This is a genomic window from Flavobacterium aerium (assembly GCF_030766725.1).
Lineage (GTDB): Bacteria > Bacteroidota > Bacteroidia > Flavobacteriales > Flavobacteriaceae > Flavobacterium > Flavobacterium aerium.
Map to the genome: position 1 here is coordinate 25,430 of NZ_JARQWR010000006.1, position 23,614 is coordinate 49,043.

Below are 23,614 nucleotides of genomic sequence, written 5' to 3' on the forward strand. Positions count from 1 at the left end.
GGGTTGATAAAATTATTATTGTTTTACTTCACTCTCTGCTTTAATGTCATTCAATGTAACAGTACATATAATAGGCTCGTTTGTACCAATTTTTTTATTATCCCCATGATAGCCATACGCCATATGAGAAGGGAATAAAAAGGTTACTTTCTCGCCCTCTTTCATTAATTTAATACCATCACGTAAACCCATCATTATGTTTTCTTTATCCACATAATAGGTTTGCGGTCTTAACTCAACATCAGAATAAATTAAATTACCTAATAAATCCTTTACCTCATAATCAAAATAAGCAACATCACCACGTACAGGAGTTTTAACTTCCAAGCTATCTGCCTTTACTTCATAATGGTACCAATATCCTTTTGACGATGCAAGATATTCAATTTTTGGATTGCTTTTAATAATCGAATCAATCAATGATTCCTCATTGGCAATTAATTCTTTATTTCTTTCAATAGATTCTTTCAAGAAACTACCTGAAGTTTGTGAAATTGGCTTTCTTGCTTGTTGTTGTTGCGAACAACTGGCAAAAGAGAATGCTCCGATCACAAATAGCAATAGTAAGCCGATGTTTTTCATAATTTTAAAAAATTTAATTTCTTTTTGATACTATAGCAACAAATTGATTTACCGTTTCTTCTAGTGATAAATTAGATTTTCCACCAGCAGCATTAATATGTCCACCACCACTAAAGTGATCTCTAGCAAATTGATTTACATCAAAATCACCTTGAGAACGGAATGAAATTTTTATAATTCCTTCCTCTTTATGCTCGATAAAGATAGCAGTAAAAATAATACCTTTTATAGTAAGGCCGTAATTTACAATTCCTTCCGTATCACCTTTTACATATTTGAAAGTATCCAATTCTTCTTGGCTCAAAGTAATGTAAGAAACCTGATGCTCAGGAAGCAATTTTAAGTTTTGTAAAGCCCTACCTAATAATTGTAATCGACTGTATGAATTATTATCAAAAAGCAAATTATGTACTTCACTATTCTTAACGCCAAGTTCCAATAAATGAGCTACAATTCGATGCGTGGTACTCGTTGTTGCTGGAAATCGGAAAGAACCAGAATCAGTTACAATTCCGGTGTAAATACAAGTAGCAATTGTTTTATCGATTAAGTCTTTGTGCCCTAAAAAAGAAATGAAATTGTACAACATCTCACAAGTAGAACCAAAAGCAGTGTCCGAATAAGTATAAGCAGCATAATCATCTGGTTTTTGATGATGATCAATCATGATGAATGGAGTAGCTAATTTGTTTAGTACAAATTCCATTTCGCCCACACGATGCAAAGCATTAAAATCCAAAGTGAAAATTAATTCCGCCTCCTGTAATATTTTAGTTGTTTCTGTTTTGTTTTTTTCAAAAATCTTCACGGTTTCAGAACCCGGTAACCATTCCAGAAAAGCAGGAAATTCATTTGGAGAAACAACAACCGGATGATGGTTGAGCTTTAATAATAAATGGTACAATCCTAAAGTTGAACCCATGGCATCCCCATCTGGACTGCGGTGTGGGATAATAGCTATCTTTTTTGGCACCTCCAATAAGGATAGGATACCTTTAATGTCTGTTATATTCATAAGTTGCGAATTTACAATTTTATAAAATAACTTGTCATAGGAACTTTATTATCTTGATAAAAAAAGAAATAATAGTTAAATTTTGAGGAGAAATAATAACGTATTTAGTTGAAACGTAGGTGTAAAGGAAAAGAAAACCATTCGCTATAAATGGTTACACAGAATATAAATAGTCCTTTACTATTACAGATTTCGCAATCGATTTAATAGGCGTTTTTTCGAACTGTTTTCCGTTAATTGCGCATGATAGATACTATTGGAACCCGAACAGAAATAAGCTACAAAACAAGCAATTCCAACATATAAACCACATTCATAACCAAATAATTCCATTCCCATAAGTGTACAAGCTAATGGAGTATTAGTAGCGCCAGAGAATACAGCTACAAATCCCATTCCGGCTAATAATGTGATAGGTAAAGGAATGAAAAAAGATAAAGCACTACCCAATGTAGCACCTATATAGAATAGAGGCGTTACTTCGCCACCTTTAAATCCAGCACCCAATGTGAAACTTGTGAAAAGTATTTTGAGCAAAAAATCCTGATGCTGATTTTGAAGAACAAAAGCTTTCTGGATTTCAGGGATACCCAATCCGATATATTGTGTGGTGCCTAAAGCGTAAACAGCGATTGCAATCACAATCCCTCCAATAAATGGACGGAGCGGAGCATATTTTATTTTAGTGAATAACTGTGTCCAGAAATGAGTTGTTTTGGCAAATAAAAGTGCTGCCAAACCAGATGAAATCCCAATAATGCTAATCCATCCTAAATTAGCAAGTGTAAATTCAGGGATGAAAGGTATGCTATAATGAGTATGATGAATTTGCCAAAAGCCAACGGTATAATGAGCAATATAAGCGACGAGAAAAGAAGGGAAAATACTTTTATAATCAATTTTACGAATCAACAGGATCTCAAGAGCAAAGATTGCAGCTGTAATTGGAGTTCCAAAGACAGCAGCGAAACCGGCACTAATTCCCACAACTAAAATTATTTTTCGATCCGTATTATTCAGTTTAAAAGGAGCGGTGAATTGATCTGCAATAGCACCGCCCATTTGCACTGCTGTACCTTCTCGACCAGCTGAACCTCCAAAAAGATGCGTTAGTAAAGTTCCGATAAGAACTAAAGGAGCCATTTTGAAAGGAATCTTCTGTTGTGGTTGGTAATACTCTTCTAACAGCTGATTATTTCCTTTGAGAACTTCTTTGCCGTAATAATAATAAAGCAAACCTATTGCTAAACCACCTATGGGTAGCAGAGCAATTATCCATTCATGATGAGTTCGGTATTGTGTTACCCATTCTAGGGCAGCGAGAAAAAAGGCAGAAAGTGAACCAGTACTAATGCCAACCAATAGACAAATTATTATCCATTTTGAAAAATAACGAATGCTATTGTTGAACGTAAAATGATTGAACTGCGAATTGAAATTTGTTGATTTCATGGTAATGATGCTTGGTTTATACAATTACAAAAGCCCTACAGCTAATGTCTGATTTTGTAGGCGCCATCATTCCCAAGCAATTAAGGGACAGTTCGAGGCAGACACCATTGCCTGATATGAATACAAATTTATAAATATTTTTTGAAATGAATAGAATTTCAGCAGAATTACTAAAAACGTGAAGTCAGACATTGAATTCAGTAAGTTTAAGTGTTTTTCAAAATATGCGTTTTTTGCATAATTCTCATTTTTTTTACGTTTATGGTGAAGTACTGTTTGTTAATTTATTTATTTACGATTGATTATAGTGAATTTTGTTTAGTTTTGGCATTTGTTTAACAAGGTTGTTTTTCATTTAAAATATTTTTTAATGCGCTATATAATTAATAATAAAATAAAATTTTTAGTAGTACTACTACATTTCTGTATTTATTCTGTTTCTGGCCAAGATATTCTTTGGGAAAAATCATATGGAGGAAAACATGCAGATTATTTGATGGATGCCCAACCTACGGCAGATTATGGTTTTATATTGGCAGGAAGTTCCTTGTCAAATAAATCAGGAAATAAATCGGATAATAATAAAGGTGATTTAGATTATTGGGTTTGGAAAATGAATGAAAAAGGAGAATTTGAATGGCAAAAAAGCTTTGGAGGTAGTGGAGCTGATTTTTTACAAAGCATTCATTTAACTCGTGATGGGGGATTTGTTTTAGGTGGAACGTCAGAATCGAACATTAGTTTTGATAAAATAGAAAATGCAAAAGGACAAGATGATTTTTGGATCATTAAACTTAATGCTAAAGGTGGAGAAGAATGGCAAAAAACAATAGGAGGTAAAGGACAGGAAAAATTAAAAAGTATATACCAAACCCGAGATGGTGGATACATTTTGGGAGGATCTTCAAATTCCAATAAATCGTTTGATAAAATGGAAGATAGTTTTGGAAACCTTGATTATTGGGTAGTAAAATTAGATGATAAAGGTCAAATTGAATGGCAAAAAACAATTGGAGGAGTATATGTAGATGAATTAAGGAGTATAGAACAAACAGTTGATGGAGGATATATTTTAGGGGGTTATTCAAACTCACCCATTTCGGGAAATAAGACAGAAGATAATATCGGTATCGGAGATTTTTGGGTAGTAAAGCTAAACGATAAGGGTGAAATTGAGTGGCAGAAGACAATTGGTGGAGATCAAGACGATCAATTACAAGTTATACATCAAACATATGATAGAGGATATATTGTAGGAGGGAATTCAAATTCGGGAAGCAATAATCATAAAAATAAAGGGAATCAAAAAGGAACCGATTTTTGGGTTTTTAAACTAAATGAAGTTGGAGAAATTGTATGGCAGGAGACATATAATTTTGGAGAGTTTGATGTATTGACATCATTAGTAGAAAATGAAGACCATAGTCTATTAATTGGAGGATATGCACAGAGTGAAGTAATGGGGACAAAAAAAACAGATAAAAAATCAATTAATGATTATATCGCTTTAAAGATTGATGCGAATGGAGAGGAATTATGGAGAAAAACAGTAGGAAGTGCTGGGGAGGATATTTTGAAGAAAACGGTAGAAACAAGAGATGGCGGATATTTATTAGCAGGAACTTCAAATAGTAAATCATCAAGGGATAAAGGTTCAATGATAGGGAGCCATGATTTTTGGGTAGTAAAAATAAAAGATGAAAAGAAACCTGAAAAAGAAAAGCTAAGAATTGAAGCTGCTCCAAATCCTACATCTTCCTATGCTAATGTTATTATTGGGTATGAATTTGAAAAAGGAACTGCGACATTGGTCGATTTGGTGGGGCACATATTACAACAGTTTGAAATTAAGAGTAGAACAATACCAATTGATTTGAGTCAATACCCAGAGGGTATTTATATTGTAAATATAACGACCAATGTGCAAAGTGATGGAGTTAAGATTATTAAAAAAGACAATTAAGAATTAAGATGATGAAGTATAAATTAATATTAGTATTGGCCATCCTAGGTTTTAGTAAAGGTTTTTCTCAACCACCAACTTCACCTATATTAAATTTTAGTCCAACAACAATAAGTAGTCCGAATATTTTACCACCTGAAGTAAGTAGTTTTCAGAAAGTGAATTTTTTACCCGTTTCAAATTATACAGGTAGAGTCAATATTGACATTCCATTCTATGAAATCGATTTAAATGGATTTAAAATTCCTATTGGGTTATCCTATAATACAGGCGGTGTAAAGTTAAATGAAGTAGCATCGTCAGTAGGACTAAATTGGTCTCTGAATGCTGGTGGGGCTATTTCTAAAATTGTCAAAGGAATTGAAGATTTTGAAATACCAGATTCTTATTATGATTATGAGATGCATCAATATACTTATACTGGACCAGTAGGTTGGTTATTTAATAAGCTACCCGTACCAAATCCCGCACAGTTAAACGTTTCTGGTGATCCATTACCAGATGAATTTATTGTAAGCGCACCGAATATTAATTGTACGTTTATACATGAGCCTTTGTTTAATACAAATGGTGTTAATAATAATGCAGGAAAGCCTTTTGTTTTGGATGGGGATGAAAGTTTTTTAATTCAAGAAACTTATGGTAAAGTGATATCTGGTATGTGGGGAAAGTATTATAGTTCTGTAGGATATGGAGAGCAAAGTAAATACTTCGGTGGAATTAGTTTTGATCCAAATTATGCTGTAAGAGGAATAGATAAAATTACAATAAAATCAATAGATGGATATGAGTACACGTTTGATAAACCTGACGTTTCCCAATATCTTTATAATAGAGATGTTACAAATAGTTTCTTACCCGTTAATCAATCACTATGGGCTAATGTTAATATAGTAGCCTATAGGCTAACTAAAATAAAGGATTTGAAGACTATGAAAACAGTCGATTTTGAATATGAAACCTATTCACTCGCTTTTTCAGAAATAATAGATAACCATCGAGCTGGGGCTGAACTTAGTTCAAATAAACAAGGAGTTTGGAATAGATACCCCAAACTAAATCGTATCAAGAAAATTACTTTTGATAAAGGAGCAATAATTTTTAATTATAATTTGGATCGAGAAGATATTACAGGAGAAAAAGCTTTAACGAGTATTACTTTATATAATCTTCGAGGTGAAAGAATTAAACAAGCTAATTTAAATTTTGATTATTTTATGGCTTATCAATTTGATTATTCCCCGTACTCAAAAAGATTAAAATTGAATGACGTAACTATTGAAGGGATTGATAATTCAAGTAATCAAAAATATAAATTAACATATAACGAAACACAATTGCCAACCCGATCTGTTACTGTTTCTGATTTTTTAGGATATTATAATGGGGAGTCAAAAAACTTCAATTATTATATTGATTTAACAGAAGATAATTTTTTTTCAATTAAATATCCAATGGGGAAGCCAATAGCAACAAGTTATTTCCATCAAAACAATAAACAAAATTCATTTTTACCATTAGCATTAAATGCAAATGCGATACCCGTTTTGGGTAATTATTCATTAATGCCAAATTTGAATTTTTGTAAAGCAGCAATATTAGAGCGTATAGAGTACCCAACGGGTGGTTATATAGAATTGGATTATGAATTAAATCGATTCTTATTAAATGATGTTGAAATTCAAGGGGGAGGATTGAGAGTTAGGCAACAAAATATATCTGATGGCAATACAGTTAGAACGTTAAAATATGAATATAAAACAGAAGAAAATAAATCATCTGGTTCAGTAGTTTCTATACCGCGATTTATTGATTTTCAATATAAAGGCCCAAAAATCTTGTTTCCTGAGAATTTCACTCCAGTTCAATTTAATGCTTGGTTTGATGTAGAAAAATTTAATTTAAGTAAATCAAATGTAGAATTGACAAATGGTGTTTATGTAGGTTATTCTAGAGTAAAAGTTTTTGAGGAAAATAAAGGATATACACTGTATAGTTATACTTCACCAGCACAATACCCGAATAGTTTACCAGTAGAATCTATTTATTATGATCCTACTTTTCCAAATTCTATTATATGGGATATATATATTAAAAATGGTAAAGCAGAATTAATATTTAATAATGATATTTTCCGAGGTAAGATAGTAAACACAAAAATTTTCACTCAAAATAATATTCTTTTAAAAGAGACACTTTATAATTATACCGCTAAAGTGTATGATAGTATACCTATTAGTTATAAGACTAACTTTATATTGGATGACAATTGCTATCTAGAGTTTAATAGCAATAATTGTTTTAGTTATGAGATAGGGAAATTTAAAAAGAGAAGATTTCTAATGACTGGGGTTACTGAAAAAGAGTATTTTAATGGATCTATGATGTCAAGGAATAAAAATATTGAATATGATGATAACTATGGCTTAATCAGAAAAGAGTTGATTAATGACGATACAGATAACTTTAGGAATGAATATTATTATCCATTTGATAATATTGTTCAGAATGAGTTTGGGATGTCAAATTTAGTACAGAATAATAGAAAGGCTGAACGAATTCTAACTTATAGCTTTAAAAATGGTGAAAAGTTATTAGAACAGAAAATGTTATATGGTGCTTATTATGTTGGTGTATTACCTAAACAAGAAAAAAAATATAAATTGATGACTTCTCAAGATGGTACAAACACAATGAATTCGCTGGAGGTAACCAAAAGAGATGAATATGGGAATATTTGGGAAACAGTAGATGAATTTGGAGTTAAATGTGCTTACATATGGGGGTACAATAAAACTGAACTATTGGCAAAAATCCAAAATATAGGCACAGCATCCATTAGTGTAGATATTTTAGTAGAATTGGAAGAAACATCTGCTTATGGACCAGAGTCAAATTTGTTAACGGCATTAAATAGTTTGCGGGTAAGTTTACCGAATGCAATGATTACCACTTATACCTATAAACCTTTAGTGGGTGTGAGCACTATCACCGATGAGAAAGGAAATCGAATTACGTATGAATATGATACTTTGGGTAGGCTAAAAGCTGTACGAGATAAAAATGGAAATATTTTATCAGAGAACGAATACCATTATAAATCTTAAAAAGAGAATCATGATGAGAAAAATTATATATTTATTCGTTTTGTTTCCAATAATTTGTATAGGACAAACTGCAACACAGAATTATATTAAAAAAACGACGTATAAGCAAGCTACAACAATGTCTATTCCTATGCCTAGCAGTATTCAGGCAAATCAAAGTATTACCTACTTTGATGCTTTAGGGAAACCGATACAAGAAATTTTAAGTAAACAATCGGGGAATGGAAAGAACTTAGTAACCCATATTGAATATGATATTTTTGGAAACCAATCAAAAGAATATCTTCCATATGTAAGTTCTAGTGAAGGGCTAGAATTTGAAGATAATGCACAAGGTAATATTCTTAATTATTATAATTTGTCGACGCTTGAAATTCCTTATAGTGAAAAAGTGTACGAAGCCTCTCCATTGGAACGATTAACAGCGCAGGGAGGAGTTGGTACAGGTTGGGAAATAGGATCTGGACATGAAGTGAAATTGGAATATCAAACGAATGGTGCAAATGAAGTAAAGCTTTATAAGGCAACGGCAAGTTGGAATGGAACATTAGGATTGTATGATGTTGCTTTATCTCAAAATGGAAGCACCAATTGGGAGGCAGTGAAATTATATAAAAAAATAACGAAGAATGAGCATTGGATAAATGGCAAAGACAATACGATAGAAGAATTTACTGACAAAAGTGGTCGAGTAATATTAAAACGATTGTATGAGAATAACATTGCTCACGATACCTATTATGTATATGATCAATATGGAAATTTAACCTATGTTATACCGCCTGCTGTTGTGGGTGTACCAGTTCAGATACGATTGAATAGTTTGTGTTATCAATATAAATACGATCATCATAATCGTATGGTAGAGAAAAAAATACCAGGAAAACAATGGGAATACATCATCTACGATAAGTTGAATAACGTTGTAGCAACTGGACCTGCTTTTTCACCGTTTAGCAACCTTGTATCGCCTAATAATATTGGCTGGTTGATTGTGAAGTATGATGCATTGAATAGACCTATATTGACAGGATGGATGCAATCTACAACTGTGACCAGTTCCGATAGAAAAACAATACAAGATGCTCGAAATCTTCAAACTAGTAATTTTTATGAAACAAAAATTGCTTCAGAATCGAATTCAACTGTTAATGGCGTTTCTTTTCGTTATACAACAGTGGCTTGGCCAGCAAGTAACTACCATGTGTTAACAGTGAATTATTATGATGACTATAATTTTCCAAATGCACCCGTCACTATCCCTACAACAATTGAAGGGCAAACGGTTTATTATAATTCAATTGTAAAACCTAAGGGATTACCCACAGGAAATTATGCAAGATTATTGGAAACTAGTATTCTGTATAAGGCGGAAACCAGTTATATGCTCTATGATGATAAAGCCAGACCAATCAGTAGTAAGATAATGAATTATTTGGGAGGATACACACACTCCGATATAAATCTTGATTTTTCGGGTAAAGTAAATTATACACTAACTAAACATAAAAGATCAGATAATGATGTTGAATTGTTGATTAAAGATGAGTTTACCTACACAGTACAAGATCGGTTGGAAACACATAGCCAACAAATTAATCAGTTGCCGAAACAATTAATTGCTAAAAATGAATACGATGTATTGGGTAGGTTGGCGAAGAAAAGTGTTGGTGGGACTGATATAACAGGAGCCTCATCACTACAAAAAGTAGATTATAGTTATAATATAAAAGGATGGTTAACGGCGATAAACAATATTAATAATCTAAATGCTGGGGGTATACCTGCAGATCTATTTGCTTTTAAAATTAATTATAATACGACAGAAGGAAATGTTTTTGGGGTAAAACCGCTGTACAATGGGAATATTGCTGAAACCTACTGGCGTTCCAGTAGTGATAATATAACACGAAAATATGGGTATCAATACGATAATTTAAATCGATTATTACAGTCGACTTACCAAAAACCGAATGATGCAATACCGATTAATAACAGTTATAATGAAAGTATCACGTACGATAAAAATGGAAATATTCTAAGCCTGTTACGAAATGGAGATTTTGATGATCCTTCTACAAATATACAGATTGATGCTTTGTACTATGATTATGCCCTTGATTCTAATAGATTAGAAACGGTTTCAGATGTATCTAATAACCCCAAAGGATTTAAGGATAATGATCCCAATGAAATGATATTGGGTGATTATGTTTATGATGTAAATGGAAATGTGATTTCAGATTTGAATAAAGGAATTACAAAAGTAGTTTATAACCACCTTAATTTGCCACTTGAAGTTACGTTTAAAACAGGAAATAAATTAAAATACGTATACAATGGACAAGGTGTTAAAATTCAAAAAAAGGTCTTATCTTCGAGTCTGTTAGAAAATACTACGGTGGATTACCTCAATGGATTTCAATACAGTAGTGGGACATTGCAATTTTTCCCACATTCAGAGGGTTATGTAAGATATACAAGTGGAAATTATAACTATGTATTTAATTATAAGGACCATTTGGGTAATGTGCGCTTGAGTTATGGACTAGATCCAAGCACGAATGTGTTAAAAATTATGGAAGAAAACCATTATTATGCATATGGGCTGAAGCATACCAATTATAATTCAGGATTGTTGAGCTTTAGAAAAATGGAACAAAAAATAACATTAGCCGATTTTGATTTTGAACCAATAGTGCCGCCCTTAACATTTCAATATAAGTACAATGGAAAAGAATTACAAGCTGAATTTGGATTGAATATGTACGATTTTGGAGCCCGTAATTATGATCCAGCCCTAGGAAGATGGATGAATATTGATCCATTAGCAGAGAAAAGTAGACGCTTTTCTACCTATACCTATGCCAATGATAATCCAGTTTATTTTATAGATCCCGATGGGATGTATAGTTTAAGTTTTGATAGTATGGATCCAGGTATTGGCCCACTTGACTTAAATCGGATTGCTAGTTTTGATAACCTCAAAGGCGATGATTGGTTTGTGAATAACAAAACGGGTGCTGTGATTTATGTGAAAGACCAGTCAATTTTAACACAGGAAATAGCTGATAAAATGGGAGCAGGTGATGCTCGAAATTATGATCGATTAGGGCCGGATAATATGTTTGGAAATAAAGTAGCACATGGGTCCAATACCAATATTTTGGATAAAGAAATTGCTAAAATAGAAAATCCAGTGTCTTTTATGAAAAACCAAGGCTATGAAAAAGCTGAAAAGGTTGAGGTTAGAGAGAAAGAAATTGTGTCTGGAGGTCATTTAGGTGAAGAGAAAATGTCTCATACGGTTAATACTTTAGAACAATTGGGTAATAGTAAAATTACATATGCTAAAGGTGGTCAATTAAATATGAAAACAAATATTGAGACAAATATTGATAATGGAGATTTTAGTAGTATATATACAAAAACATATTCTCTAACGAAACCTTATGGACAAAACAATAATGTTACTGCTATTTATGGAGCTAAGAGTACAAGTGAAAATATATTGAACTCTATAGGTGTCTTAGGGAATTTGTTAGAATTGTTTTTTACAAAATAAATAAATATGAGAATAATAATGGTTTTTTGTTTTAGTTTACTGTTTTATAGTTGTAATGGACAGTTTGGTAATCGACGATCGAATGCAGAGTATGTTGTTAGTAAAAAGGAATTTAATGATAAATTAGTTGATCATTTTCCTCGTAAATTAAGTTCTCCTCCTACTGAATTTATTAATAGTAAAAACTCGGCTAAAAACACTGTTGGATTCATGCTGTATGAATATGATGTTAGTATTGAAAAAATAGATTCGGTTGTAGCTGTTGTAGAAAAAATAAAAATAGCAAAATACAATTCTAAAGAAAATTGTTTGTTGATTGTAAATCGTTTTGAAACGGTTGATACTTATAAAAATAGAAAAGATATTATTATAGCAGATAGCACTAAAATAAATCAAAAATGTTATGAGTTGTTATACCCTATTCCCAATTTTATAAACTATAAAGTGCCCAATAATAATAGTGACTTAAAATTGGAAGGCAATTTTGATATTTATGTTTTAGAGGCAAAATCGGGAAATCATTTTAAAGAATTTGATTTACAGCCTAATCCACAAATGCCATCAGAGTGGAAAAATGGATATTCAAAAGGGATTGCAGTAAGTAAAGAAAAACACACGATAATATATTGGAGTATTATCTGGTAGTAAATGAGATAATGTTGGAATACAATGAAAAAAATAGTTTTAATTTTTAGTATAAGTTTTTTAACTTTTAGCTGTGTAAATCAAAATTTTGAGTTTAATGAAAAATATCTTAAAGACAGGAGTGAATTTGAAGCTAGTTTGATAAATTTTTTCCCAAAAAAAATAATGACTAATCCTGCGAAAGTTATTAGTTCTAAAGATTTATCTAAGAATGATGTAGCAATTATGGTCTATGAATATAATGCAGATCCAAAGGTTGTGGATTCTGTAATCAATTATATGGAAAAAAAGAAGGTAGTCAAATATAATTCAAGAAATTCATGCTTGTTAATTGTAAATGGTTTTGAAACGATTGAAACGTATGAAAATATAGAAAAAGCTATCATAAAAGATAGTACACAAATAAATAAAGAATGTTATAAAGGGTTATTACCTATTCCAAACTTTATAAATTATAATTACCCAAACAAAAAAAATGAATTGAAACTAGATGGTAATTTTGATATTTATGTTTTAGAGGCAAAATCGGGAAATCATTTTAAAGAATTTGATCTACAGCCTAATCCACAAATGCCATCAGAGTGGAAAAATGGATATTCAAAAGGAATTGCAGTAAGTAAAGAAAAACACACAATAATATATTGGAGTATTATCTGGTAGTAAATGAGATTATAATGTTTAAAAATCGAATGATGCGTTATTTTATTTTTTATATAGTACTGTTTTTAAGTGTTTTATCTTCCTGTAAGAAGAACGAAGTGAATCATTCTAATCTTGAGAAAAATTTAGAAGAATTATTTTTTACTACTCCAAGTATTAAAGAAAGCCTATTTAAGACTTTTAACTTAAATGATTCTCAAAAATCAAAAGTGTTTAAGGTAATAATTTCAAGACGCAATCAATTTGTAAGAATAACGATTCATCAAATTTTTTATACTTCTGAATTGGAAGAACTTCCATTAGGAGTAATTAAACATGAAAATAATCTGTTTCTTTATTATAATGGACTTGAAATAATCGCTCATGATGCAATAAGCCGTAATAAATTAAATAAAATACTGAAACAAGTAAATAGCGAACTTGAAGTTTCAAATTCAAAGATTTATGATAGTCGTGTTGTTCAATTTGATCTTGATGTAAATAATAGAATAAAAATAAATTTTCCAGCAATTTTACCTTTTGATGAAGTGATAAATAAAGAATTACTTTGGGAGAAATAATTGAAATGTATAAAATTATATATTCATGAAATATATTAGCTCAATTATTATAATCTATTTGTTTACTTCATGCCATTCATCTTCTAAGAAAGAGATATTTTGTGTTAAAGATGTGTCATATGATTCTCGTGAAATGACACTTACTCCAGCCTTAATTAAAGTTGTAATTAAGGATTATAATGGTATTATTTCTAAAGAGATAAAAGCAAATTTAGTAAAAGATATCATTTTTTACTCAATTGAAAAACAGGATAGATTCTATTTTAAAAAAGGAGATTATTATGAAGAGAAAGATGGAGATATTACCATTGGGGTAAGTACTAATTTTTTTGATGCAGAAAAAGATAATAAACGTACAGCAGAACAAATCGAAGACTTTTTAATTCAAAAGGGTATTGGTCTGGTAATTGGGACAGATACAATTAAGGCACAGGAATGTAATTAATTTCCATTGAAATTTTAGCAGATATAATATTATAATCTTTAATGAATTATATGAAATATGTATTATTAATATTTGTAATTATATCTACAATTTCTTGTACTAAGAAGTTTACTGATACAGCTTTATGTTTTACTAAATTAACAGGTAATGTTAATGAAAATTCATTAGAATCCACTGTGATTAGAATTATATGATGCCGGAAATGCTCGATCAATTAATAATATAAAAGAATTTTATTTACAACCCAATCCACAAATGCCATCAGAGTGGCAAAATGGAAATCAAAAGAGGTTGAAGATTATTTAACGCAAAAAGGAATAGGATTGGTAATAGGAAAAGATACAATTAGGGTAAAGGAATGTAACTTTTAAAAATAATAAAAAGTAAAATCCGTTTGCAAATGGGTTTTAGATGAATATTTAGAATGGAAGTTGATCAAACCTAATACTAGATAGATTATAGTACTAGGTTTTTTTTAATTAAAACAGAAGTGAAACCTTTTCTACTTCAATACAAAGCGATTAGCCATTCTATTTTGCATGAAAAAAGAAGGAATTAAAAAAATTCAATTTTTCAATTTTTCATTCTAAAATTAATAGTTATTTTTGCACATGCAACACAACGTACTAATTTTAGATTTCGGATCGCAATACACACAACTTATTGCACGAAGAGTTCGCGAGTTAAATATTTTCTGCGAAATCTTTCCTTACAATCATTTTCCGAGTGATTTATCGAGTTATAAAGCGGTTATCCTTTCTGGTAGCCCATTTTCTGTAAGAGCTGACGATGCTCCTCATCCTGATTTATCCCAAATTAGAGGTAAATTGCCTTTGTTGGCAGTTTGTTATGGTGCTCAATATTTGGCCCATTTTCATGGTGGTGAGGTAGCTCCATCCAATACGAGAGAATACGGTAGAGCCAATTTGAGCTTTATTAAAGAAGGAGAAGTATTCTTAGAAGGAGTTTCACCAAACAGTCAAGTTTGGATGAGCCATAGTGATACAATCAAAACATTGCCAACAAATGGTGTTCGTTTAGCGAGTACTGCAGATGTTGAAAATGCAGCGTATAAAATAGAAGGAGAAACAACCTATGCAATTCAGTTTCACCCAGAAGTATACCATTCAATAGATGGTAAACAAATGTTGGAGAACTTCTTAGTTAAAATTGCTGAGGTCCCACAAACGTGGACTTCAAGTTCTTTTGTAGAAGAAAATGTAGCAGAGCTAAAAGCAAAACTACAAAATGATAAAGTAGTTCTAGGACTTTCTGGAGGAGTAGATTCTACGGTAGCGGCAGTGTTATTACACCAAGCAATTGGAGAAAATCTATACTGTATTTTTGTAAACAACGGACTATTGCGTAAAAACGAATTCGAAAACGTATTGGATCAATACAAGGGAATGGGTTTAAATGTAAAAGGAGTAGATGCTTCGGCACGTTTTTTGACTGAATTAGCAGGTATAGAAGACCCAGAATTAAAGAGAAAAACGATAGGAAGAGTATTCATTGAAGTTTTTGATGATGAAGCTCACTTGATAGAAGATGTAAAATGGTTAGCCCAAGGAACTATTTACCCAGATGTAATTGAATCTGTTTCAGTAAAAGGACCATCAGCGACAATCAAATCACACCACAATGTAGGAGGTTTACCAGATTACATGAAATTACAAATTGTTGAACCACTTCGTATGTTGTTTAAAGACGAAGTAAGAAGAGTAGGGGCAACATTAGGTATTGATGCAGCGTTATTAGGAAGACACCCATTCCCAGGACCAGGATTATCAATCCGTATCCTAGGAGATATTACACCAGAGAAAGTAAGAATACTACAAGAAGTAGATGCCGTATTTATTGACGGATTGAAATCTTGGGGATTATATGATAAAGTTTGGCAAGCAGGAGCAATCCTATTGCCAGTGAATAGTGTGGGAGTTATGGGTGACGAACGTACTTACGAAAAAGTAGTAGCGTTAAGAGCCGTAGAATCTACAGACGGTATGACAGCGGATTGGGTACATTTACCATATGATTTCCTAATGAAAGTGTCAAACGATATTATCAATAAGGTCAAAGGAGTGAATAGAGTCGTATACGATATTAGTTCAAAACCACCTGCAACCATTGAATGGGAATAAGAATTGTAATATAACCATAAGTCGTTACTTTTAAATATTAAAGTAACGACTTATGACCTTAATAAATAAAACGATAATGAAGCATTTTTTTGTATTAATTGTGTCCGTATTTGTTATTTCTTGTAGTGCTTTTGCAAAACAAGAGAAGTATGTTAAGCACAAAGTAGAGAAAGGACAAACGGTTACTCAGATTGCTAAAATCTATAAAGTGACACCGTTCGATATCTACAAGCTGAATCCAGATGCTCAAAATGGTTTGCAAGAAAACACGATCATTTTGGTACCCGGTCAATCCAGTAATACAAATAGTGTAATCAAAAACAGTAATAATGCTACTCCTGTCACTTCTAACAGTAGCAAAAAAACGCATGAAGTAGCTCCAAAAGAGACTTTATTTGGCATTGCCAAAAAATATGAAGTATCTGTAACAGATCTTGAAAAAGAAAACAAAGAAGCTTTAAAAGAAGGACTTAAAACAGGTCAGGTAATCCTGATTCCTGAAAAAAGAGAACTATCTAACGCAGAGAAAAGAGCGGAAAGAAGAGAAGAACGTCGTGAAGAACGAAAAGAAAAGAAAGAACAGGCAAAAGCAGCAGATGACTTTGTGATTCACGAAGTACAATCTAAAGAAACAAAATATGCAATTGCAAAAAAATACGGAATTACAGTTCAGGAATTAGAAAAACAAAACCCTGAAGTGAAGGACGGACTACCTTTAGGATTCAGATTGAAGATTAAAGGAGGAAATGGTATTGCAAAAGCAGAAGAAAAACCAGTCCATGAAGTTCCTGCCAAAAATGCTGATTTCAAGGAATACGAAGTTAAACCAAAAGAAACACTATACAGTTTATCGAGAAGCTTCGGATTAAAAGAAGACGAATTGGTTGCTTTGAATCCTGATTTAAAGAATGGAGTAAAAGTAGGAATGATGCTAAAGGTTCCTGCAAAAGCAAGTACAGCGATTGTTGAAGAAGTAAAAGACTCTAAAGAAAAAGAATACAGAGATTTAACAAATAAGATCAACAATAAAGACCGAAAAGAATTGGTGATGCTATTGCCATTCAATCTTTCTAAAATAGCAAGCGACACAGTGAATTCTCAAAGTGCTCGTTTGAAGAAAGATAAGTTTTTAAACATGACCCTAGATTTCTATTCAGGAGCATTAATGGCAATTGACTCTGCAAAAAGATTAGGATTGAATGTAAACATCAAGATTTTTGATTCACAAGAAACAAAGAACTCTTCGAATGTAGCCAAAATCATTAATGCAAATAATAACTTTGCGAATGTTGATGCAGTGATCGGACCATTCTATCAATCTAATATCGAAGCTACAGCAGAATTATTAAAAAATACAGATGTACCGTTAATATCTCCATTGTCAAAAGAACCGGGAAAATTGTATAGTAACTTATTCCAATCAATGCCTTCTTCTGACTATGTAAAACAAGCTATGTTAGATTATTTACGTTCAAAAAATGGTAATGTAATTGCAATTGTTGACGCTAAAAAAGGAAGCTCTAAAAAGTTTATTACAGATCATTATGCAGGAGTGCGTTTTGTACAATTAGACGATAAAGGAGCAATTCTACCAGAAAGCTTAAAAGGATTATTATCAAAAGATAAAGCCAATTATGTAATTCTTGAAACCGAACGTGCCAATATGATTCTGAATGCAACTAATTTGTTATTAGCGGAAATTCCAAACTATGATATTAAATTAGTAACATTGGATAAAAACGAAACATTTGATTATGATGAGATATCTTCAAGCCGTTTAACGAAGTTGAATTTACATTATCCATCAATGTCACGTGATAATGATGCACCAGGAGTAGTGAGTTTCTTTGAGAACTACAAGAAAAAGAATAATATTTTCCCAAATCAATTTGCAGTACGTGGGTTTGATGTTACATTTGATGTATTGTTGAGATTATCACAAAGAAGAAGTTTTACAGATACCGTTGAAGATATTGCAACAGAGCAAATGGAAAGTAAATTCGTTTACGAGAAAAAAACATCTGGAGGATACTTCAATAAAGGGGTTTACATTCTGTATTACGATACCGATTTAACGGTAAAAGAAGCAAAATAAATTATAAAGTATAGCGGGAACTATAATACGCTATCTTTAGAAAAAAAATAAAGTCATGACATCTAAAATCACTTATTTAGGTTCGTTGAGAACCTCTTCGATACATTTGAAATCAGGCAGTGAAATTATTTCAGATGCACCAGTAGATAATAAAGGGAAAGGCGAAGCTTTTTCTCCTACAGATACCGTTGCAAATGCTTTGGGAAGCTGTATGATGACCATTATGGCAATTAAAGCTGGAGAAATGGGAGTAGATTTAACAGGATCTACAGCTGGAGTTACAAAAACAATGCGTGCAGAACCACGTATGATTTCTAAAATAGAAGTCGTATTTGATATGACTGCGACAGTAGATGCACGAACAAAATTAATCTTAGAACGCGTGGCACATACTTGTCCGGTGCATTTAAGCCTGCACCCAGATATTGTAAAAGAAATCACGTTTAACTGGAAATAAACGCCCTGAATTTCAGGGTTTTTTTATGGATAAAAATCAAGAACAATTAGTCAAATTAGCACACACAAGAATGCCCTTCGGTAAATATGAAGGACGCTATTTGATTGAACTTCCCGAACACTATATCGTTTGGTATCAGAATAAAGGATTTCCAAAAGGACAATTAGGAGAACAATTGCAATTGATTTATGAACTAAAACTAAATGGATTAGAAGAATTGATTCGTAATATTCAACGAAAATATCCGAAACCATAAAAAATAATAATATAGGTAAAGAAGCACTATAGAAGTAAATGCCTACAGATTACCGATTAAAACCGAGAATACATTTGGAATATTTCAACATTGTTTCATTTTCAAATTGATCAATGGATTAATTCTCAAATTATAATCGTATTTTTGCCAAGTTTTTGAACTAACTACAACAAATACACAACAACTAACAATATTAAAATGAATCAGACTAAATATATTTTTGTTACCGGTGGTGTGACTTCTTCTTTAGGAAAAGGGATCATTGCAGCTTCGCTAGCAAAATTATTACAAGCCCGCGGTTATCGAACGACAATTCAGAAATTTGACCCATATATTAATGTGGATCCAGGGACATTAAATCCTTATGAACATGGAGAATGTTTTGTTACAGACGATGGTGCGGAGACCGATTTAGATTTAGGACATTACGAACGTTTTTTAAATGTTCCTACATCACAAGACAACAACGTTACTACAGGAAGAGTTTACCTTTCTGTAATTGAAAAAGAAAGAAGAGGAGAATTTTTAGGAAAAACCGTTCAGGTTGTTCCTCATATTACAAATGAGATTAAGGAACGCATGCAACTTTTAGGGAAAACCGGAAAGTTTGATATTGTAATTACTGAAATTGGAGGTACAGTTGGAGATATTGAATCTTTACCATACATCGAGTCGGTACGTCAATTAGTGTGGGAATTAGGAGAAGGAAATGGAATTGTTATTCACTTGACATTAGTACCTTATTTGGCTGCTGCAGGAGAGTTAAAAACAAAACCAACACAACATTCTGTGAAAACATTGATGGAAAGCGGTATAAAAGCCGACATCTTAGTATGTAGAACAGAACATGAACTTTCAGACGAGTTAAGACAAAAATTAGCATTATTCTGTAATGTGAAAAGAGAAGCAGTAATTCAATCTATTGATGCTTCAACAATATACGATGTTCCAAACCTGATGTTTGAAGAAGGATTAGACAAAGTAGCATTAAAGAAATTAGAATTACCTGAAAAAGCAACGCCAGATTTAAAACAATGGAATGCCTTTTTACACCGATTAAAAAATCCTAAGCATACCGTTAATATCGGTTTAGTAGGGAAATATGTTGAATTACAAGATTCATACAAATCAATTTTAGAAGCTTTTATTCATGCCGGAGCTGCAAACGAAGCAAAAGTTAATGTTGTAAGTATTCATTCAGAATACATTGATATTAATAATGTAGCGGAGAAAATGAAAGGCTTGGATGGTATTTTAGTAGCACCAGGTTTTGGAGAAAGAGGAATAGAAGGGAAAATTGAAACTGTAAAATATGCGCGTGAACACAATATCCCATTTTTTGGAATTTGTTTAGGAATGCAGATGGCAGTAATTGAATATTCTAGAAATGTTTTAGGACTGAAAGATGCAAATTCTACAGAGATGAATGAAGGTACTGCAAATCCAGTAATTAATATTATGGAAGAGCAAAAGACAATCACAGATAAAGGTGGAACAATGCGTTTAGGAGCTTGGAAATGTGATATCAAAGAAGGAACATTAGCATCAAAAATATATGGAGGAGCGACTTCTATTTTAGAAAGACACCGTCACCGTTATGAATTAAACGGAGCCTATATTGAAGAATTAGAAAAAGCAGGATTAAAAGCATCAGGGGTAAACCCAGATACTGGATTGGTTGAAATCGTTGAAATCGAAAAACACCCATTCTTTATTGGAGTACAATACCACCCAGAATACAAAAGTACTGTGGCAAACCCACACCCACTTTTTGTAAGTTTTGTTGCCGCTACGGTGAAAGCAAAAAAGAATTAGTTAAATAAATTTAATATCGATTGTAGCATCAGCTGCATTAAAGTAAAACAATGGAACAAAAAAAGTTAGACATCAATTCAATTATTGGTTTTGTTTTGATCTTTGGAATTCTTATTTGGATAATGTACAACAATAGCCAAGATAAGCCAGTTCAAAAAGATAAAAAAGCACAACAAGAGCAAGTAATTTCTAACGAAGATTCTAAAAAAGAAGATTCGTCAACTGCTGTAGCAACAACTACTGATTCGATCGGACAAGATGTGGCACAGTTAGAAAAATTGAAAAAATCTTTAGGAGAATTTGCTTATTCTGCTACACTTCCAGCTCCAAAAGAAAGTTTTACAATTTTAGAGAATGATTTATTAAAACTTAAAATTGCAAATAAAGGTGGATATATTACTGAAGCAACAGTAAAAAAATTCGAGCAATTTTATAAAGGTTCAGGCAAGCTAGTTGAAATCATAAAAGATAACAATGCACATTTGAATCTTGCACTTCAAACACAAGAAAATCGTACATTAAATACGAAAGATATGTCGTTTGAACCTACTTTAACAAAAGAAGGAGATAACCAAGTATTGACTTTGCGTTTAAAAGCATCAGCAAATCAGTTTTTAGAATACCGTTATGTATTGAAACCAAATGAATACATGATGGACTTTGCAATCCGTTCTCAAGGTTTAAATAAAGTTTTAAACACGGCAAAACCAATTGCTTTAGAATGGGATATGAAAGCGTACAGAAACGAAAAAAGTGTTTCTTACGATAATAGATATACAGAGTTAATCTACGAGCACGAAGGTGGTAAAGATAATTACCTAGGGCAAGGTCAAGATAAGACAGAAAGTGCAGTAGACGTAACGTACATTGCGTTTAAACAACACTTCTTTACGTCAATTTTATTGACAGACAAACCATTTAAAAAAGCTGAATTATTATCTCATAACCTAGTTAAGGATGAGAAAATTGATACTGTTTTCACAAAAAGCTTTAAAGCAGAAATACCTTTAGCTATTGAGAATGGAGAAGTAAACTATAATATGAACTGGTACTATGGTCCAACAGACTATAAAATCTTAAACGAATACAAACGTAATTTAGATGAAATCGTACCATTAGGTTGGGGGATTTTTGGATGGATTAACCGTTTTATCTTTATTCCAGTTTACGGATTCCTAAGTGGATTTATTCCTCATGGTATTGCCATTATCGTATTTACAATTCTGGTGCGTTTAGTAATGTCACCAGTGACGTATAAATCATATTTGTCACAAGCAAAAATGAAAGTAATACGTCCTGAGGTAAACGAATTGAATGAGAAATTCAAGGATAACCCAATGAAGAAGCAACAAGAAACAATGAAGCTGTATTCTAAGGCAGGAGTCAGTCCGATGGCTGGATGTTTGCCCGCCGTCATGCAGATTCCCGTCTTCTATGCCTTATTCCAGTTTTTCCCTTCGGCAATAGAATTGAGACAAAAAGGGTTTTTATGGGCAACGGATTTATCATCCTATGATGCAGTAATCAATTTACCATTCTATATCCCTTTTTACGGAAATCACGTGAGTTTATTCCCAATCTTAGCTTCATTAGCAATTTTCTTTTACATGAAAATGACAACAGGAGATCAAGCAATGAGTCAACCACAACAAGAAGGTATGCCAGATATGGGCAAAATCATGAAAATGATGATTTATGTTTCTCCATTCATGATGTTGATTTTCTTTAATAACTATGCATCAGGATTGAGTTTGTATTACTTCGTATCAAACACGATTACAATTGGAATTATGTTTGTAATTAAAAATTACATCGTGAACGAGAAGAAAATTCACGCTCAGATTCAAGAAAATAAAGCGAAACCAAAAACGCAAAATCGTTTCCAACGCAAAATGCAAGAGATGATGGAGCAAGCGGAAGAGCAGAAAAAAAATAACAAGAAATAAATTGAAAAGTCCCGATAATTATCGGGACTTTTTTTTGTTTAATATGTAGTACTTTTGGAACTCTTTTTGAAGGTAAAAAGAGAAGAATTTATCTTATATTAATCCACGCTAAGAACAAGTTTGGACAATACAGTAAGTGCTTGTTATTTAGAGGTTATTATCACTAATTAGTCAATTTTATAAACATGAAAACAATACAGAATACACTATTAGCACTGATTTTGTTAATCTCATCAAAAGGAATGTTTGCGCAGGAATTGAACCAAAAAGATGCAGAAGGAAAGCGCAACGGACAATGGACAGGTATATATGATGATACAAAACTGCCACGCTACGAAGGGACATTCAATCATGGGAAAGAAGTAGGGGTTTTTAAGTATTATGAAAATACGGCGAAGAAAACACTAATGGCTACTCGTGAATTTAATGACAAAGACAATACGGCCTATACTATATTTTATGATCCTAAAATGAATAAGGTTAGTGAAGGAAAAGTAAAAGGTAAGGATTATGAAGGAGTTTGGACCTATTATCATAATGTATCGCCTAAAGTAATGACTACAGAAAACTATGTAGAGGGTAAATTGGATGGAGTTCGAAAAGTATATTATCCAAATGGAAAAATTGCTGAGGAAAGAGGCTATGTAAAAGGAGTGAAAGAAGGAGTTTATAAAAAATATGCTGAAAGCGGATTCTTAATTGAAGAAGCGAATTTCAAGGCAGGACAATACGATGGTAAAACGACCTACTATGATAGTAAAGGTAAAGTAACGATCAAAGGTCAGTTTAAAAATGGAAAGAAAAATGGCGTTTGGACCTATTATGAGAATAATAAAGTAGTGAAAGAAGAAAATATGAGCCAGGTTAAGAAATCCATAAAAGCAAAAGGAACTAAATAATAAGTAGTACT

General features: G+C 32.2%; 17 protein-coding genes and 1 riboswitch. Of the genes, 14 read left to right on the forward strand and 3 right to left on the reverse strand.

Going from position 1 to position 23,614, the window contains the following annotated elements; all coding sequences use genetic code 11:
• Positions 1–15: 15 nt before the first annotated feature.
• The 3 genes from gldI to P6733_RS09370 form a co-directional block, all read right to left on the reverse strand.
• The gene (gene gldI / locus P6733_RS09360; protein WP_306352598.1) at positions 16–582 is read right to left on the reverse strand and encodes a gliding motility-associated peptidyl-prolyl isomerase GldI; all 567 of its coding nucleotides are present in this window, start codon (positions 580–582) and stop codon (positions 16–18) included.
• Between the two features lie 13 nt (positions 583–595).
• The gene (locus P6733_RS09365; RefSeq protein ID WP_306352599.1) at positions 596–1,597 is read right to left on the reverse strand and encodes a DHH family phosphoesterase; all 1,002 of its coding nucleotides are present in this window, start codon (positions 1,595–1,597) and stop codon (positions 596–598) included.
• A 183-nt stretch (positions 1,598–1,780) separates the two neighbouring features.
• Entirely contained in the window at positions 1,781–3,049 is a 1,269-nt protein-coding gene (locus tag P6733_RS09370) for a voltage-gated chloride channel family protein (RefSeq protein ID WP_306352600.1), read from the reverse strand.
• Between the two features lie 50 nt (positions 3,050–3,099).
• Positions 3,100–3,170: riboswitch (Fluoride riboswitch) on the reverse strand.
• Between the two features lie 249 nt (positions 3,171–3,419).
• Here P6733_RS09370 and P6733_RS09375 point away from each other — a divergent pair.
• From P6733_RS09375 to P6733_RS09440, 14 genes are all read left to right on the forward strand, one after another.
• Positions 3,420–5,012: a T9SS type A sorting domain-containing protein gene (locus tag P6733_RS09375; protein ID WP_306352601.1), complete on the forward strand. Its 1,593-nt coding sequence runs from the start codon at positions 3,420–3,422 to the stop codon at positions 5,010–5,012.
• 11 nt (positions 5,013–5,023) lie between these two features.
• A complete protein-coding gene (locus P6733_RS09380) occupies positions 5,024–8,119 on the forward strand; it encodes an RHS repeat domain-containing protein (RefSeq protein ID WP_306352602.1) in 3,096 nt (1,031 codons plus the stop codon).
• Positions 8,120–8,132: 13 nt separating this feature from the next.
• Entirely contained in the window at positions 8,133–11,684 is a 3,552-nt protein-coding gene (locus tag P6733_RS09385; protein WP_306352603.1) for a DUF6443 domain-containing protein, read from the forward strand.
• Positions 11,685–11,690: 6 nt separating this feature from the next.
• The gene (locus tag P6733_RS09390) at positions 11,691–12,329 is read left to right on the forward strand and encodes a hypothetical protein (protein WP_306352604.1); all 639 of its coding nucleotides are present in this window, start codon (positions 11,691–11,693) and stop codon (positions 12,327–12,329) included.
• Positions 12,330–12,353: 24 nt separating this feature from the next.
• Positions 12,354–12,989, forward strand: a complete 636-nt coding sequence (locus P6733_RS09395) for a hypothetical protein (protein WP_306352605.1) — start codon at positions 12,354–12,356, stop codon at positions 12,987–12,989.
• A gap of 14 nt (positions 12,990–13,003) precedes the next feature.
• Complete coding sequence (locus P6733_RS09400; protein WP_306352607.1) at positions 13,004–13,549, forward strand: hypothetical protein; 546 nt, start codon at positions 13,004–13,006, stop codon at positions 13,547–13,549.
• A gap of 25 nt (positions 13,550–13,574) precedes the next feature.
• A complete protein-coding gene (locus tag P6733_RS09405) occupies positions 13,575–13,994 on the forward strand; it encodes a hypothetical protein (RefSeq protein ID WP_306352608.1) in 420 nt (139 codons plus the stop codon).
• A gap of 611 nt (positions 13,995–14,605) precedes the next feature.
• Positions 14,606–16,135 carry a glutamine-hydrolyzing GMP synthase gene (guaA, locus tag P6733_RS09410; protein WP_306352609.1) on the forward strand — a complete coding sequence of 510 codons (1,530 nt, stop codon included), beginning with the start codon at positions 14,606–14,608 and terminating at the stop codon, positions 16,133–16,135.
• Between the two features lie 76 nt (positions 16,136–16,211).
• The gene (locus tag P6733_RS09415) at positions 16,212–18,230 is read left to right on the forward strand and encodes a LysM peptidoglycan-binding domain-containing protein (RefSeq protein ID WP_306352610.1); all 2,019 of its coding nucleotides are present in this window, start codon (positions 16,212–16,214) and stop codon (positions 18,228–18,230) included.
• Between the two features lie 55 nt (positions 18,231–18,285).
• Complete coding sequence (locus P6733_RS09420; RefSeq protein ID WP_306352611.1) at positions 18,286–18,687, forward strand: OsmC family protein; 402 nt, start codon at positions 18,286–18,288, stop codon at positions 18,685–18,687.
• A 25-nt stretch (positions 18,688–18,712) separates the two neighbouring features.
• Positions 18,713–18,943, forward strand: a complete 231-nt coding sequence (locus P6733_RS09425) for a DUF3820 family protein (protein WP_306352612.1) — start codon at positions 18,713–18,715, stop codon at positions 18,941–18,943.
• A 198-nt stretch (positions 18,944–19,141) separates the two neighbouring features.
• On the forward strand, positions 19,142–20,758 hold the full coding sequence (locus tag P6733_RS09430) for a CTP synthase (protein ID WP_306352613.1): 1,617 nt from the start codon (positions 19,142–19,144) through the stop codon (positions 20,756–20,758).
• A 50-nt stretch (positions 20,759–20,808) separates the two neighbouring features.
• Entirely contained in the window at positions 20,809–22,704 is a 1,896-nt protein-coding gene (gene yidC / locus P6733_RS09435; protein ID WP_306352614.1) for a membrane protein insertase YidC, read from the forward strand.
• A gap of 185 nt (positions 22,705–22,889) precedes the next feature.
• Positions 22,890–23,603, forward strand: coding sequence for a toxin-antitoxin system YwqK family antitoxin (locus tag P6733_RS09440; RefSeq protein ID WP_306352615.1), 714 nt, complete (start codon positions 22,890–22,892; stop codon positions 23,601–23,603).
• Positions 23,604–23,614 lie beyond the last annotated feature (11 nt).

Excerpts from the sequence above, each read along its gene's own strand:
- gldI (WP_306352598.1), bottom strand. The coding sequence starts at position 582 with ATGAAAAACATCGGCTTACTATTGCTATTTGTGATCGGAGCATTCTCT.
- P6733_RS09365 (WP_306352599.1), bottom strand. The coding sequence starts at position 1,597 with ATGAATATAACAGACATTAAAGGTATCCTATCCTTATTGGAGGTGCCA.
- P6733_RS09370 (WP_306352600.1), bottom strand. The coding sequence starts at position 3,049 with ATGAAATCAACAAATTTCAATTCGCAGTTCAATCATTTTACGTTCAAC.
- P6733_RS09375 (WP_306352601.1), top strand. The coding sequence starts at position 3,420 with ATGCGCTATATAATTAATAATAAAATAAAATTTTTAGTAGTACTACTA.
- P6733_RS09380 (WP_306352602.1), top strand. The coding sequence starts at position 5,024 with ATGAAGTATAAATTAATATTAGTATTGGCCATCCTAGGTTTTAGTAAA.
- P6733_RS09385 (WP_306352603.1), top strand. The coding sequence starts at position 8,133 with ATGAGAAAAATTATATATTTATTCGTTTTGTTTCCAATAATTTGTATA.
- P6733_RS09390 (WP_306352604.1), top strand. The coding sequence starts at position 11,691 with ATGAGAATAATAATGGTTTTTTGTTTTAGTTTACTGTTTTATAGTTGT.
- P6733_RS09395 (WP_306352605.1), top strand. The coding sequence starts at position 12,354 with ATGAAAAAAATAGTTTTAATTTTTAGTATAAGTTTTTTAACTTTTAGC.
- P6733_RS09400 (WP_306352607.1), top strand. The coding sequence starts at position 13,004 with ATGTTTAAAAATCGAATGATGCGTTATTTTATTTTTTATATAGTACTG.
- P6733_RS09405 (WP_306352608.1), top strand. The coding sequence starts at position 13,575 with ATGAAATATATTAGCTCAATTATTATAATCTATTTGTTTACTTCATGC.
- guaA (WP_306352609.1), top strand. The coding sequence starts at position 14,606 with ATGCAACACAACGTACTAATTTTAGATTTCGGATCGCAATACACACAA.
- P6733_RS09415 (WP_306352610.1), top strand. The coding sequence starts at position 16,212 with ATGAAGCATTTTTTTGTATTAATTGTGTCCGTATTTGTTATTTCTTGT.
- P6733_RS09420 (WP_306352611.1), top strand. The coding sequence starts at position 18,286 with ATGACATCTAAAATCACTTATTTAGGTTCGTTGAGAACCTCTTCGATA.
- P6733_RS09425 (WP_306352612.1), top strand. The coding sequence starts at position 18,713 with ATGGATAAAAATCAAGAACAATTAGTCAAATTAGCACACACAAGAATG.
- P6733_RS09430 (WP_306352613.1), top strand. The coding sequence starts at position 19,142 with ATGAATCAGACTAAATATATTTTTGTTACCGGTGGTGTGACTTCTTCT.
- yidC (WP_306352614.1), top strand. The coding sequence starts at position 20,809 with ATGGAACAAAAAAAGTTAGACATCAATTCAATTATTGGTTTTGTTTTG.
- P6733_RS09440 (WP_306352615.1), top strand. The coding sequence starts at position 22,890 with ATGAAAACAATACAGAATACACTATTAGCACTGATTTTGTTAATCTCA.